The organism is Thalassospira sp. Z349TD_5 (genome assembly GCF_056173045.1).
Genome location: NZ_CM149654.1, coordinates 958161 through 973074 on the forward strand (window position 1 = coordinate 958161; position 14914 = coordinate 973074).

At 54.0% G+C, this 14914-nt stretch carries 14 protein-coding genes; 6 read left to right on the forward strand and 8 right to left on the reverse strand.

What is annotated here, in order from left to right:
* Nucleotides 1-257 precede the first annotated feature (257 nt).
* A complete protein-coding gene (gene fliI / locus AC0VXT_RS04235) occupies nt 258-1847 on the forward strand; it encodes a flagellar protein export ATPase FliI (RefSeq protein WP_475547633.1) in 1590 nt (529 codons plus the stop codon).
* Nucleotides 1848-1891: 44 nt separating this feature from the next.
* Nucleotides 1892-2320: a flagellar export protein FliJ gene (locus tag AC0VXT_RS04240; protein WP_475547634.1), complete on the forward strand. Its 429-nt coding sequence runs from the start codon at nt 1892-1894 to the stop codon at nt 2318-2320.
* Here the strand turns inward: AC0VXT_RS04240 and AC0VXT_RS04245 are convergent.
* From AC0VXT_RS04245 to AC0VXT_RS04255, 3 genes are all read right to left on the reverse strand, one after another.
* Nucleotides 2313-2885 carry a hypothetical protein gene (locus tag AC0VXT_RS04245; protein WP_475547635.1) on the reverse strand — a complete coding sequence of 191 codons (573 nt, stop codon included), beginning with the start codon at nt 2883-2885 and terminating at the stop codon, nt 2313-2315. The genes AC0VXT_RS04240 and AC0VXT_RS04245 overlap by 8 nt on opposite strands.
* A gap of 127 nt (nt 2886-3012) precedes the next feature.
* Complete coding sequence (locus tag AC0VXT_RS04250; RefSeq protein WP_475547636.1) at nt 3013-3492, reverse strand: YbaK/EbsC family protein; 480 nt, start codon at nt 3490-3492, stop codon at nt 3013-3015.
* Entirely contained in the window at nt 3492-4226 is a 735-nt protein-coding gene (locus AC0VXT_RS04255; RefSeq protein WP_475547637.1) for a TerC family protein, read from the reverse strand. Before AC0VXT_RS04255 ends, AC0VXT_RS04250 begins: the two co-directional genes overlap by 1 nt.
* 215 nt (nt 4227-4441) lie before the next feature.
* Between AC0VXT_RS04255 and AC0VXT_RS04260 the strand changes: the two genes are divergently transcribed.
* The 4 genes from AC0VXT_RS04260 (at nt 4442) to AC0VXT_RS04275 (ending at nt 8701) form a co-directional block, all read left to right on the forward strand.
* Nucleotides 4442-5671 carry an ABC transporter substrate-binding protein gene (locus tag AC0VXT_RS04260; RefSeq protein WP_475547638.1) on the forward strand — a complete coding sequence of 410 codons (1230 nt, stop codon included), beginning with the start codon at nt 4442-4444 and terminating at the stop codon, nt 5669-5671.
* A gap of 6 nt (nt 5672-5677) precedes the next feature.
* Nucleotides 5678-7363 carry an ABC transporter permease gene (locus AC0VXT_RS04265; RefSeq protein ID WP_475547639.1) on the forward strand — a complete coding sequence of 562 codons (1686 nt, stop codon included), beginning with the start codon at nt 5678-5680 and terminating at the stop codon, nt 7361-7363.
* A gap of 7 nt (nt 7364-7370) precedes the next feature.
* The gene (locus AC0VXT_RS04270; RefSeq protein ID WP_475547640.1) at nt 7371-8021 is read left to right on the forward strand and encodes an ATP-binding cassette domain-containing protein; all 651 of its coding nucleotides are present in this window, start codon (nt 7371-7373) and stop codon (nt 8019-8021) included.
* 125 nt (nt 8022-8146) lie between these two features.
* Nucleotides 8147-8701: a prolyl hydroxylase family protein gene (locus tag AC0VXT_RS04275; protein ID WP_475547641.1), complete on the forward strand. Its 555-nt coding sequence runs from the start codon at nt 8147-8149 to the stop codon at nt 8699-8701.
* A gap of 28 nt (nt 8702-8729) precedes the next feature.
* Here the strand turns inward: AC0VXT_RS04275 and AC0VXT_RS04280 are convergent, their stop codons facing one another.
* The 5 genes from AC0VXT_RS04280 to flhA all read right to left on the reverse strand — a co-directional run bounded on the left by AC0VXT_RS04280 (nt 8730) and on the right by flhA (nt 14834).
* The gene (locus AC0VXT_RS04280; protein WP_102785428.1) at nt 8730-9131 is read right to left on the reverse strand and encodes a hypothetical protein; all 402 of its coding nucleotides are present in this window, start codon (nt 9129-9131) and stop codon (nt 8730-8732) included.
* A 102-nt stretch (nt 9132-9233) separates the two neighbouring features.
* On the reverse strand, nt 9234-10844 hold the full coding sequence (locus AC0VXT_RS04285) for a hypothetical protein (protein WP_475547642.1): 1611 nt from the start codon (nt 10842-10844) through the stop codon (nt 9234-9236).
* Between the two features lie 7 nt (nt 10845-10851).
* Entirely contained in the window at nt 10852-11640 is a 789-nt protein-coding gene (locus tag AC0VXT_RS04290) for a MinD/ParA family protein (RefSeq protein ID WP_101302017.1), read from the reverse strand.
* On the reverse strand, nt 11637-12623 hold the full coding sequence (locus tag AC0VXT_RS04295) for a flagellar biosynthesis protein FlhF (RefSeq protein ID WP_475547643.1): 987 nt from the start codon (nt 12621-12623) through the stop codon (nt 11637-11639). Before AC0VXT_RS04295 ends, AC0VXT_RS04290 begins: the two co-directional genes overlap by 4 nt.
* 57 nt (nt 12624-12680) lie before the next feature.
* The gene (gene flhA, locus AC0VXT_RS04300; RefSeq protein ID WP_181951594.1) at nt 12681-14834 is read right to left on the reverse strand and encodes a flagellar biosynthesis protein FlhA; all 2154 of its coding nucleotides are present in this window, start codon (nt 14832-14834) and stop codon (nt 12681-12683) included.
* Nucleotides 14835-14914 lie beyond the last annotated feature (80 nt).

A 14914-nucleotide genomic window follows, 5' to 3' on the forward strand; every position in this document is an offset into this window, starting at 1 on the left:
TTTCATCTCCGAATACGACTCGGAGGCGGAATGCGAGACTTCCCAACGGTTTGCGGCGTTAACCAACAAGGGGCGCAAATGATTTTTTTTTGCGAATTTTCCGTATACACAGCTTTTTAACGCCAATTATGCCTATATATTTGGTACGACGCGGCTCGATTTGCCACCCCAACCGGCAATTGTCATTCTGATTAATATCGGGTCACTGTCGATATGACGCCCAGTAAAAGCAACAGCAACCGGAAAAGCCCCTAAACGTGTTCCAGATCGGTCGCAACATTATCGCAGATCTTCGCCGCATCCCCGATTACCGTATTGTCGGGCGGGTGACCGCTGTTTTGGGTCTATTGGTTGAAATCGGTGGTGTTGAAGGTGCGCTGTCTGTCGGTGACCGGTGTAAGGTCAAGCGTCGCGATGGCGAAGCCGTGGTCTGCGAAGTCGTCGGGTTTCGCAATGAACGCGCACTGTTGATGCCGTTTGGTATTCTGGACGGGATCGGCATTGGCTGCGAAGTTGAACTGGCCGATACCCAACCGCAGGTCTATCCCGATGAAAGCTGGCTTGGCCGTGTGGTCAATGCATTTGGTCAGCCGGTTGACGGCAAAGGACCGCTAAGCGAGGGGCAACAGGCCTATCCGATCCGTAACATGCCGCCCTCGGCCCATTCACGCCAACGCGTGGCGGGCAAGATTGATCTGGGCGTGCGAGCGATGAATACGTTCCTGACCTGTTGCCGGGGGCAACGTATGGGTATTTTTGCTGGGTCAGGCGTTGGTAAATCAAGCCTGCTGTCGATGATGACGCGCCATACAACATCGGATGTTTCCGTGGTCGGGTTGATTGGGGAACGTGGCCGCGAAGCCCGCGAATTTATCGAAGATGATCTGGGCGAAGAAGGATTGCGCCGATCCGTGGTTGTCGTGGCGACGTCTGACGAACCGCCATTAATGCGCCGTCAGGCCGCCTATATGACCATGGCGATTTCGGAATATTTCCGCGATGTCGGGCGTGATGTGCTGTGCATGATGGATTCCGTCACCCGCTTTGCCATGGCCCAGCGTGAAATCAGCCTGTCGGTCGGCGAACCGCCCGCGTCAAAGGGCTATACCCCAACCGTATTTGCCGAATTACCCCGTTTGTTGGAACGTGCCGGACCCGGTGGGCCGGGGCAGGGATCCATCACCGGGTTGTTTACGGTTCTGGTGGATGGTGATGATCATAACGAGCCGATTTCAGATGCGGTGCGTGGTATCCTTGATGGTCACGTGGTTCTGGACCGCTCCATCGCCGAGCAGGGCCGTTACCCGGCGATTAACATCCTGCGCAGTGTCTCGCGTACGATGCCCGGCTGTAACACCGAGGGCGAAAACCAGATCGTTTCGCGTGCCCGTCAGTTGCTGGCGACCTATGACGATATGGCCGAGTTGATCCGGTTGGGTGCCTATCGAAAGGGCACGGACCCAAAGGTTGATGAAGCAATCCATTATTTCCCGCTGATCGAAGAATTCCTCAAACAGCGCAAAACAGAATGCATGCGGTTAAATGATGGGTATCTTGATCTTGCGCGCCGCCTTGATCTGGTCGCACCACAGGATGACGCGCCCCAGATGCCGCAAAATGGTGTGGCAGGTGGCCGTGGACCCGCAGCAACGGGGCAAATGGCGCCCAATGAGTTGCCCGGTGCCGCACCGGCGCCGCCGCCGTCAACAGGACCCATTCTTAAACCCCGCGAACCACGTTCCAAGGTCACCAGCAGTTCCAATCGCGGGAACGAGCAGGACCTGAACGAAGCAAAACGGGCCCTACGCCGCGAGCAAAATAACGCCAATGGCCGGGGTGGTGCATGAGTATTCAGCACATCGTGTATTTTGACAGACATAGGTAAGCCCCTATGGCCAAGGATTTTAAAACCCTATTGCGCATGCGTAAATGGACGCTTGATGACAAGCGCCGTGAGCTGGGCGAGATGATGGGGGTGCTTGAAAACCTGATTTCGGAAAAAGAAGCCCTTGCGCAGGCGCTGATTGCTGAACAGAAAATAGCATCCGAGAATCCTGAACTGGTCGGGTTTGCGTATGCCAGTTTTGCCAATGCGGTCATTGCCGAACGCGAAGCATTGGACGGGCACATTGCCGCACAGGAACGCAAGATTGACGCCTTTCGCGAGGAAGTGGCAGATGCCTTTAAGGACATGAAAACGGTCGAGATTGCAGAACGCAATCGGGTAGAAGCCGAACGCGCGGAAGAAGATCGCAAAGAACAGGAAGAACTCGACGAAATTGGTATGCGTTCGGCGACGCGCGATGACGGACTTATGTAGACGCGACCTTTTCCCCGGAAAGTTCGGGTTCCTCGCCAATCAGCATGTCAATGAAAGCAGCTATATTGTTTTTCGCAGCACCTTCATTGGCAAGGCGTAACCGCTGAATTGCAAAGGGTGAATCACCAAAGGTTGCGGTGTGATCAGCTGGGATATTCTGATCAAAAATGGTTTTGCCACTTTGTTTGTCGATAACTTCATACCGAATGAGCGTCTTCACGGTCAAATCAAGACCAAAGATCGGTTGATCGACTTCCAGCAAGGTTACGCGCAGCTCATAAGGTGCATCGCCTTCGAGCTTCGATAGAAGACCGGTGTTCTCAAGAGAAGCAATCAATGCCTTTTCAAAAGCCTGACTGCTGATTTCCGATGTCCACATCGGGTTGGTTTCTTCACCGCCGTTAACGCGCGATACGGTAATGTTTCGGTGATATGAAGATGTCTCTGCTTGCGCAGTGTCAACGCCTTCTGTGACGGTCATATTTTGAAATTCAGCAGGGGACGCGCAGGCACTTAACATTGCCAAGCCAATGACGGCGGCAAGTTTCTTGATCGCAGAGTTCATCTTATTGTCTTCCTCATATCCAAGTTTTGGTTTGGATGCTGCCGTTGATATCTGGCAACACTAAACAAGAAGACGATAAAATTAATACACGCTAAAGTAGATATTTTCTGTTTTTGGGGATGGTGTTTTAAGTGGCAATATCCACCCCGGTTTCGATCCCGGTTACACGTCGCAATTCATCTGGTGCGAGGGCAAACACGGTTTTGGGCGTGCCTGCGGCCAGCCAGATGGTCTTTTTTGTCAAAAGCTTTTGATCAAGCAGCGTTTCAACGGGTTTGGCATGACCAAATGGCGGCACGCCGCCGATGGCATATCCAGTCAGTTCGCGGACTTCCTGGGCGGTTGCCTTGCGCATTGGAAGGCCGATCAAGCCTGCTGCGCGGTGTTCATCGACCTGATCGGCACCATTCATGATGATCAGCACCGGTCGCCCTGGCTCGGTGACGAAGACCAGTGATTTGCCGATCTCGCTGATGTCACATCCGATTGCGGCGGCAGCATCTGCTGCGGAATGGGTGCCATCGGGAAAAGAGAACACGTCGATATCGCCAAGACCATGTTCGTCAAAGGCATTCTGCAAACACTGAGGGGGAGCAACTTTTTGCATTATGTACTCTCTTGCGCGCGGCGTTTGAGTTTTCGCTTCCTGTTCAGAAGGTTCAGCGTCTCGACCGATAGGCTAAACGCCATTGCGAAATAGATGTAGCCTTTCGGGATGTGGATTGCGAGCCCGTCAAGCAACAGCACGAAACCAACCAGAATGAGAAAAGACAACGCAAGCATTTTGACCGAAGGATGCTTTTCGACAAATTCGCCAATGGTCTTAGCTGCGACCAGCATCACCAGAACAGACAAAATCACCGCAATCATCATGATTGAGATGTGATCGACAAGCCCAACGGCTGTGATCACGCTGTCGAGCGAGAAAATGATATCGAGCAACATGATCTGTGCGATGGTCATGGCAAAGCCCGACATTATTCTCCCCGGACCGTGTTCTTCTGGTTCGTCGATGCTGTGATGGATTTCCTTGGACGCCTTGGCAATCAGGAACAGTCCCCCGATAATCAGGATCAAATCACGCCCACTGATGTCTTTGCCAAAGGCGGAGAACAACGGCGTGGTGAGTTCCATGACCCACGCAATGCAGGCCAGAAGTGCAAGCCGCATGCCCATGGCACCAATAAGACCAATCCGCCGCGCAGAAGCCTGCTGTTTTTGCGGGAGTTTGGAAACAATGACCGACAGGAAAACGATATTGTCGATCCCCAGAACAATTTCAAGCGCAGTCAGGGTCGCAAGACCCATCCACATATGAGGATCACTGATCCATTCAAACATGATTTTTTCCCAAACAGGCATTATTGGCACATGGTCGATTGCAGATAAAATGTGAGGGCACAGCATCTAACGCAAGCGTGAATTGCTTTTGGCGTTCGAGTGTTGAAAAAATGACCATAACAAAAACAATCGGCTAACCAAATGCGCGTGCCTGTCGCGAGTGTTGCGGTTTGGTCGGTTATCAGACAAAGGGATCATTTAGGATGCGGTCAAAGATGCGCAGTTTCGTTTCAGGTTTTGCGGTGGCAACCGGTATTGCCGTGGCGTCGATGCCAATGTCTGCTGTTGCCGACCCGGCACCTGATGTTGGAAATTGGCAATCGGTTCTTGAACAGGCGCGGGGCCAAATCGTTTATTGGCACGCGTGGGGCGGGGAACCACGCATCAATGATTATATCGTATGGGCTGGCGATCAGGTTCTTGAACGCTATGGCGTTGAGGTTGTTCAGGTTAAGTTGACCGATACCGCCGATGCGGTGACCAAGGTTTTGTCGGAAAAGACCGCAGGTGTTGATGATGGCGGTGCGGTTGATCTGATCTGGATTAATGGTGAAAACTTTGCCGCGATGAAGCGCAATGATTTGCTGTTTGGTCCATGGGTCGAGGAAACGCCAAACTTTGACTATGTCGATGTAGCGGGAAAGCCAACCGTGATCAATGATTTTACCGTCCCTACCAATGGGCTTGAAGCCCCATGGGGGATGGCACAGGTCAGTTTTTATTACGATACGGCAAAGCTTGATATCGTGCCAAAATCAGCACAGGCATTGCTTGAATGGCTCGCAAAACATCCCGGACGGTTTACCTACCCACAACCACCAAACTATATGGGTTCGTCCTTCCTCAAACAGGTTTTGACCGAGGTTGTTGACGACCCGAAAGTGTTGCAGCAGCCCGCCGACGAAGTGGACGCGCAAAAGGTTCTGGCACCACTTTGGGGATACCTTGAAGATTTACAGCCGCTGTTGTGGCGCAATGGGCAGGCCTATCCGCAGAACGGGGCGGCTATGCGCACCCTTCTGGCCGATAACGAAGTCGATATCGCGTTTTCATTTAGTTCCGGTGAGGTATCGTCGGCGATTGAGGCGTTTGAACTTCCCGATACTGTTCGGTCCTATGTTTTTGATACCGGCACGTTGGGCAATACCAACTTTGTCGCCGTTCCCTATAACGCGTCGGCCAAGGCTGGTGCGGTGGTTCTGGCAGATTTCTTGATGTCGCCCGAGGCACAGCTGCGCAAACAGGACCCGCAATATTGGGGGGCGGATACCATCCTTGCGATGGATAAGCTGCCTGCCGATATGCAAAATGCCTTTGCCAATCTTGATCTTGGGATCGCATCCCTGTCACCGGCTGAACGCGGTACGGTTCTGCCTGAACCCCATCCAAGTTGGATGAGCTTGGTCGAGACCGAATGGCAGAAACGCTATGGCGTGGTGCAGTAATCGCACATGCTGCGGTTTGTACCGATCATCACCCTTATCTTTATGGTCGGCCCGGTTTCCGCCGGGCTGATCGGGACCATTTTACCGTCCTTTGGCATTCTGCCGGCCTTGGGGGGCGATGGGGCCGGTCTTGATCCATGGCGGGCATTGCTGGCCCAGCCGGGTTTGGATCACTCCATTGGGTTGTCACTGATCAATGGCCTTGCCGCGACCTTGATCTCGGTTGTGATTGTCATGCTGTTTTGTGCCGCATGGCAAGGCACACGTGTGTTTCGGATGCTCCAGCGGTTACTGTCACCGATCTTGTCCGTGCCGCACGCAACGGCGGCCTTTGGGTTGGCATTTTTAATCGCGCCATCGGGATGGATTGCCCGATTGGTTGCGCAGGCCGCCGGGTGGGACCGCCCGCCTGATCTGGCGATTATCCATGATCCGCTTGGTCTTGCGATGATTGTCGGTTTGGTGATCAAGGAAATCCCGTTTTTATTCTTGATGACTTTGGCTGCCTTGCCTCAGGCCGATACGGATCGTACTACGCAGGTTACTGCCAGCCTTGGTTACGGTCGTATCACCGGATGGTTCAAGGTCACCTTACCACGCATTTATCCACAAATTCGCCTGCCGGTTCTGGCGGTTCTGGCCTATTCGACGTCTGTGGTTGATGTTGCGATCATTTTAGCCCCGACAACGCCCGCCCCACTGGCCGTACGTATCCTTGGTTGGCTGTCTGATCCGGATTTGTCGTATCGTTTCATGGCATCAAGCGGCGCGGTTTTGCAGTTAGGGATCGTTTTGGTTGCTATGGGTGTCTGGATTGGCGGGGAAAAGATCGTTGGTGCTCTGGGGCGAAACTGGGCTGTCGATGGCAGGCGGTTGGCCCATGACGGATGGCTGCGGCATGGGGCGGCCATATTGGCGATTGTTGCTGCTGGTGCCGTGATCCTTGGGCTGGTGGTGCTTTTTGTCTGGAGCATTGCCGGGTTCTGGGCTTTTCCGGATGTTTTGCCGCGCAACTTCAGTCTGCGACTTTGGGCGCGTGAGTTTGACGCGCTTGGCGATAGTCTTGCCGTGACATTAATGATCGGTGTGCCCAGCGTTCTTGTCGCCATTGCACTGGTTTTGGGATGTCTGGAAAATGAAGTGCGCACTGGGTCTCGACCGCGCAAGCGCGTCATGTGGCTGATATACTTGCCGCTTTTAGTGCCGCAGATCAGTTTCATGTTTGGCCTTCAGGTGTTTTTCACCCTTGTCGGCTTGGACCGCACATTGTTTTCAGTGGTGCTGGCACATCTTGTTTTTGTTCTGCCCTACGTGTTTTTGTCGCTGTCTGATCCGTTTCGCGCACTTGATCCGCGCTATGGGCAAACCGCGTTGTGTCTTGGGGCGTCACCAAACCGGGTGTTCTGGCGGGTCCGGTTGCCGCTATTGACCCGTGCTGTCCTAACGGCGATGGCGGTTGGGCTTGCGGTGACCGTGGGGCAATATTTGCCAACACTTCTGATCGGTGCGGGACGGTTCGCAACCGTGACGACCGAGGCGGTCGCACTGGCGACAGGCGGCGATCGCCGAATGATTGGCATATACGGGTTGTTGCAGATGATGTTGCCCTTTGCCGGTTTTGCCTTGGCATTGCTGATCCCCGCAATTCTATTTGCACGGCGCCGTGGCATGGGTGGAAACAACAGGATATGAAGGCGGCATGAGCAATACGCAGATGAAAAGCGGTCTTGAGCTGCGTGATCTATCGATCCGGTTGGAGGATCGGGTGCTAGTGGATGTTGATCTTGTGATCGCACCGGGCGAAATCGTCACCCTTATGGGGCCAAGCGGGTCGGGAAAGTCCAGCCTTCTGGGGCATATTTGCGGAACATTGCCCCCGGTTTTTGATGTGCGGGGCGTTGTTCGCCTGAACGATACTGTGCTGGATGGCCTGGCGCCGCAGGATCGGCATGTCGGCATTTTGTTTCAGGATGATTTGCTGTTTCCGCATTTATCGGTTGGTGGCAATCTGGCGTTTGCGCTGCCATCCTCCATCAGGGGAAAAACAGAACGGCGTGCACGGGTTGCCGGGGCACTTGAAAGTGCAGGATTGGCCGGGTTTGCCGAGCGTGATCCGGCAACCTTATCAGGCGGACAGCGCGCGCGTGTTGCCTTGATGCGGGTGTTGCTCTCTGAACCCGGTGTCTTGTTGCTCGATGAACCGTTTTCAAAACTTGATCGTGGATTGCGCGATCAAATAAGATCGTTTGTGTTTGATCTTGCCCGCAAAAATGGTTTGCCGACCTTGATGGTAACCCATGATCCCGAAGATGGGCAGGCGGCAAACGGCAGGGTGATTGCGCTTGATTAACGCGTCTTTGCCATGTGGCAAATGTTCTGGTCAATCGGGCCGTTTGGCCCTATAGCATCCTACCGCAAAGAATTTTCTTGGGTCTTTACCATAAAATGGCCCACGCGGCATGGAGAATGTCGTGCATGTTTCCCGAAGAAATGTATGCAATTGTTCCCGATGCACTGGACGCAGCCACCTGTGACCGTCTGATTACAGGTTTCGCCCATGAGATGGACGACGGCGGCCTTGTTCAGGGGCAATCAGCCACGCATATCCGTCGGTCAAAAATCACATGGTTTAACGAAGAACAGGAACCGGTTGTTTCGCGTCGGATCATTGATTTGGTCGCAGATGTAAACCGCAACGTGTTTGACTTCATACTGACCGATTTTGCTGAAGATGCCCAAATCGCCTGCTATTCCGGCGATCAACGCGGTCATTATGACTGGCACAGTGATGTTGGCGCATCCGACGTCGCACGGCGGCGCAAAATGACCCTGGTGATCCAGCTGTCAGACCCCGATGAGTATGAAGGCGGTGCATTGCAGCTTAATCCGGCGGGCCATGTTTTTGATGCGCCGATGACACGCGGAACCGCTATTTTCTTTCCGAGTTTTGTTTTGCATCGGGTCGCCCCGACCATGGCGGGCCTGCGCTATTCATTGACCCAATGGGTGCATGGCAATCCGTTTCGCTAGGCCGAAACGATTAGCCCCGTGATCAGGTTTAATAGCGTTCCAACCGATCCAGAAGACGCGGGTTGCCCCATTTGGGCTGGCGGTCTTCGAGGGCGGTTTCGTGATGGAAAATCTGATCGTTATCGGCGGTTTGTTTGTCCAGACGCAGGCTGATCCAGCGTGGCACCAGTTCGTTGTTGAAATCATCCATCAACAGAACGGCCGAGCTTTCAAAATTCTCAAACGGAATATTGGCAATCTCGGCGTAATATTCGGCCAGCGTATTGGTTTTAAGGATTAACCGGTCCGGCACATACCGCAGCGTCATGCGCGCGGGAAAGACATTGTCTGCACCGGTCAAATTGCTTTGCAGCGTCACTACATAATCAATCTGTGGACCGGGATTGGGTTCGGTCAGGATAAGGTTTCGGCGCTGGAAGATTTCAAGCATGTCTTAATTACCGTGGTTGTGCCGCTGTAAGCTGAAAGAATAAGCGCCTGCGCGCATCCATAAAAGGCTTCATTTCAAAGGGGTAGCGAAAGCGTTAAAGTATCACGCCTCAATCCCGTGATGAGAATTTGGGCCATCATCGTCCGCAAGCGGGCCAATTTCGACAAAGCGTGAACCATCCTGAAACACCATATGGCCCTTATAGCCAGATATTTGTAACGCATCGCGAAAGATGCCACGTATGTCGTCGCGGTTATGGGGTTTAAGCGGATTTTCGGTGCGGATGATCAGGTCAAATGTGCTTTCTTCGCCTTTGACCAAGCCATCAAGCTGGGTGTGGCCGACCTCGCTAAAGGATAGATCAAGCAGGAAGCGCGTACCCGGCTCTTCCTTTTCGCCTTTTTCGTTTTCCCGATCCCCATGGCGCCAGCCGAGTTGCAGCTGTTCAATTTTATCGCCCATGTTGAACGGCATTGCCATAACACGCCAGCCATCGGGGCGTTCTTCTGCGGCCATGCCGCGCAGATGACCAAAATCACCTTCAAGCCTTTTAAATCCGCCAGCACCATCTGTATCGCCAAGTGCAGCAAGGCTGTTTGCTGCACGATCGCCCAGCCAGCCGCGCAAATTGCCACCCGGTCCAGTCATTGCGGCAAAGAAGAACATCATGGTGGCGGTTAGTTTCGGGCCTGCTTGTGGCAGGTTGTTCATCAACGATGACGCCGCACCCGGATCATGTTGCTGTAATGCACTGATGGCCTGTTGCAGGCTGCCCCAGTCGCGTGACAAGGCCGCAGTTTGACCCCGCATCATCAAATCGGCCTCGGTCATGGGCATGGATGTGGCAACGCGGCCACTGCCCGACGCATCGACACTAAAGGACAGTGTCGCACCCGTTGGCGCAGGTATCGGCAGTTTGATGCCGACAATACCTGCTGATGTGCGCAAGGCGGTAAAGCCGTTTGGCAACATGCGGGCTTCGGCACTGTTGGATGGTAAAACCGTGCCGGTCAAAAGCAGGGCGGGTGACGATTGCCCGCCAGCCTGAAGCAAAACCGTCTGGTTTGGTGCTGTCATCATTGCAGCGGTGGCGGCACCGCTGGCGGCAGGGTTTAGGACCTGTGCGGCCTGTTGTGCGGTGACAGTTCCCTGCCCAAGAAAAATCACCTGTGTCTGGCTGCCGACAGGAAGCTGGGTTCCGTTGGGCATGGTAAGGACCGATGTGGTCACCGCCGAAAACGTTTGGCCGGGGGTAAGGGTACTGCCGGTGATGTTACCGGCTGTTATGGCACTTCCGGTGGCGGTTGCACCGGGTGTCAAAGTTTGGGGAAGTAATTGCAGACGCATGCCATCGGCAGGGGTTGTTGTTCCGCCGCCGGGCATTTGCGTTGTTGTCTGGTTTGCGGTTGGAATGCGTGCCCAAATTAAATCACCCAGATTGGATGGAAGTTGAGTTGGCACTTTAACCGTGACCTGCCCCAGTGCAGTCGCAAGGATTAACTGGTTTCCCGATTGTGATTGGACCCTTGCCTGAAGCAGGGTTTCCACTGGTAATTTCGCAATTGCCGCCGCGACTTTTTGTGGCGTGTCGTTGGTGACGGTTGCTGTGACCTGTGCCGGTGTGCCTGCCTGGCCGCCTTGGCCGCTGGTGCCAGCCGAAGCCTGTCCACCGACAGAAGGGCCTGGCGATATGGCTTGCGGTGGCAGGGTCATGACAGAATTATTCCTCGAGCAAGGTCTGCGCGATGGCCTCTATATCGTGGGCTGCATCGCAATTTGGATGACGCATCAAAAGCGGTGTCTGATTGCGAATGCATTCCGACACACGCGTATCTGAGCGAATAACACCCAGCAAAGGCGGGGAAATTTTCAGGAATCCCTCGCAGGCTTTCAGCAACTTGTTATAGATCGCCTGACCTTCTTTTTTGTCCTTGGCCATATTGACCACAACCCGGATATCGGTTTTTGGTCGGGCCATATGGGTGATCTTGATAAAGGCATAGGCATCCGTCAAAGACGTCGGGTCACCGTTGGTGATGACAATGACGGTATTGGCAAGACCGGTCATCTGACGCACGCCCTGATCCACCCCGGCACCAAGGTCAATTAGAACTTTGTCATAGGATTTCCCTGTCTGGATAAGGTCATCAGACAGAGCCTGAAGTCGGGTGGCCGGAAGATTGGCAAGACTGCCCGAACCGCTGCGCCCGGCAATGATGTCAAAGCCGCCATCCGGGAACTTGGTGATGGCGTCCTTAAGGCTGATGCGCCCGGCGATAACCCCGCCCAGATCATGTTTGGGCATCAGGCCAAGCTGGATGTCAATATTGGCAAGGCCAAGATCACCATCAAACAGCAATGCCTTGTGCCCTTCGAGAACCATGGCATGGGTCAGGGTAATGGAAAACCAGGTCTTGCCCACGCCGCCTTTGCCAGATGCGACGGCAAGAACGTTGCGGCCTCTGGTGCGCGGGGCAGATTTTGGTGTGGCATCGGACTTGGTCGTCATTTCATGACCTCGGAGAAGCTCGGTTTCGCGGTTTTGGCGCGATGGGACGGTATGAGAAGTTTGGCTAAGGCAAGGGGGCTAAGCGCTGTCAGACCATCCGCAACCTGTGCCGTCATACTTACATTACAAAGGGAAAGATTTCCTGAATCTGCCCCGTATAACGCACCGCCAAGGCGGGCGGCGACATCGAGGCGTGATATCATCAAACGCGTTGCGCCGCCATCGGCAAAGGCATTGGCGATATCAGCAAACTCATCTGCATCAATTCCCGCAGGATTAACCAGTATTGTCTCGTTTGGTATTGCCGAAAGGAATTCACAAAGCGTGCCAATTTCACTTTCGAGATACGGATTGCAGCTGGCTGTATCAATCAGGATCATATCGGCTTCGCGAATTTCGCCAAATCGGGCCTTGAGCTCGTCGGCTGATTTGGCCTGAACCAGATCAATGCTTAGAATGCGGGTGAACGCAGAAAGCTGCGCCATGCCACCGGCGCGTTTGTAATCGGTTGTAATCACCGCAACTTTACGTTTTTTCATCACAGCACGGGCGGCGGTTTTGGCAACTGCCAATGTTTTCCCCGATCCCGGCGGGCCGACGAAGGCCAATGCGCGGGGCGTATTTTTTTCCGGAAGTGGCGAGAAATCGAAAATTTCATCAAGTGCCCCGGCCAGCAATTGCTGGGCAGAGGCCGCCGCAGTTTCACGCGCCATCAGATCACATAAACGAATGCGCAGCCGTTCGGGAAAATTATGCCGGGTCAAAGCTTCTTCTGCGGCATCAAGTTGTTCCTGCAGGGCAGGGGCATGTGTTCCATCATCATTGATATCGAAATCAGGATCATGGTCAAGGGCAGCCGTCAGGCGCACGCCACTTCCCGGGATATCCTGCGTTGATACAATGATTGCATCAGATCCCATGTGTTCTTTAACCAGCGCCATGGCTTCTGTCATGGTGGGGGCAGTAAAGGTCTTAAGACGCATTCATACCCTCCTTACTGGTTGTGCCCGGCATCGGGCGTATGGATTTGGTGCGGACCATCAGATTTGCCCCAGGGTTTTAAGTTGCGCCTTGGGGTGAATCTCGTTCTGCGACATGACCACCGTGGTCGGGCGGAAACGCTCAACAATTGAACGGACATAGGGGCGAATACCCGGACTGGTCAGAAGGACAGGTGATTCTCCCATCATGCCCAATCGTTCAAACGTGGTGCGTACCTTGTTGATGAATTCCTGAAGCTGGCTTGGTGGGATGGAAAGTTGCTTTTCCTCACCCGATCCCACCAGACTTTCGGCAAAAATCTGTTCCCATTGCGGGGACATGGTTACCAGCGGGATGACACCATCCATATTGGTATTCACATCCGACAACTGACGCGCAAGCCGTGAACGCACATGTTCGGTCATAAAGGTTGGGTTGCGCGTAAAGGCGGTTGCCTCGGCCACACCTTCAAGGATCGTCGGCAGATCACGAATGGACACGCGTTCGGTCAAAAGGTTTTGCAGAACGCGCTGAACACCGCCGACCGATACCTGACCCGGTACGATGTCTTCTACCAGTTTCTTCTGATCGTCATCAAGTTCATCCATTAGCTTCTGGGTTTCGGCATAGGACAGAAGTTCTGGCATGTGGTCCTTAATGACTTCGGTAATATGCGTCGTGATCACTGTTTGCGGATCAACCACCGTATAACCGCGGAACATGGCTTCTTCCTTCATGCCCTGTTCAATCCACATGGCAGGCAGGTTAAAGGTCGGCTCCATCGTCTTCTCACCCGAAAGCGTGATTTCCTCACCGCGCGGGTCCATGACCAGCAACATGTTGGGGCGCAAATCACCCCGACCGGCTTCGATTTCCTTGACCCGCAGCACATAGGTGTTGGCTGGCAGTTGCATGTTATCCTGAATTCGGACCGACGGCATGACAAAGCCCATGTCACCGGCAAGCTGACGGCGAAGTGCCTTGATCTGGTCGGTGAGTTTCTGACCGCGTTCGGTACTGATCAGCGACAGTAAGCCATAGCCCAGTTCAAGGCGCACATAGTCCATGCGAAGGGAATTGGCGATGGGTTCTTCGGGTGGTGGTGCCGCGGCGTCTGCGGCGGCTTTGGATTCCTGTGCGACGACCTGATCGGCACTGTCTTTTTGTTTCTTACCCATGCGATAGGCAAGATAGCCCAAGCCAATGGCAAGGCCGAGGAACCAGACCATCGGGATGCCGGGCAAAAGCGACATCCCACCCATCAGAGCTGCAGCAACGCCAAGAGCCGCAGGATAGTTGCTCATCTGGCCGAAAACAGCCTTTTCCGTCGCCCCGTCAAGACCGCCCTTGGTGACCAGAAGGCCAGCAGCGGTCGATACAATAAGGGCGGGGATCTGCGATACCAGACCATCACCAACTGTCAGGATCGTGTATGTTTCGGTGGCTTCGGCAAGGGACAAGCCCATCTGAGCGGTGCCGATAATGATGCCGCCAACCACGTTGATGAAGGTAATCAGGATACCGGCAACCGCATCACCACGGACGAACTTGGATGCACCATCCATAGACCCGAAGAATGAACTTTCATCTTCGAGTTCTTTACGCCGCGCCTTGGCCTGTTCTTCGTTGATCAGGCCTGATGACAGATCCGCATCAATGGCCATCTGCTTGCCGGGCATGGCATCAAGGGTAAAGCGGGCGGCGACCTCGGCGATACGCCCTGAACCCTTGGTGATCACGACAAAGTTGATGATGACCAGAATGGCAAAGACAATAATCCCGATCACGAAGTTGCCGGAGATCAGGAAACTGCCGAAGGCCTCGATCACCGCACCGGCGGCATGGGTGCCTTCGTGGCCGTGCCCCAGAATCAAACGCGTGGTCGCAATATTCAATGCCAGTCGCAACGAGGTTGCCACCAGAAGGATCATCGGGAACGAGTTGAATTCAAGTGGCTTTTGAATGAACAGCGACGTCATCAAAATCAGCACGGAAAAGCTGATCGACAGGGCGAGCATGAAATCAAGCAACCAAGGCGGCATCGGGAACATCATCACCACAAGGATCATGATGAAACCAAGCGCCATTGCGATATCGCCGCGTTTCAACGCCGAGGAAACACGCGCCTGAATACCAGCCATATTCAGCCCGCCACCGCCGGAGCCGTCAGACCCGCCTGATCCAGTCGGTGTGATGTCTTGACCTTCGGCCATTGTGTTTGCTGGTTATCCTGTTGGTTGCGCGTGTTTGGTGACGGTTCTTTTACCCCTGCATATGGGGAGTGATGATCATG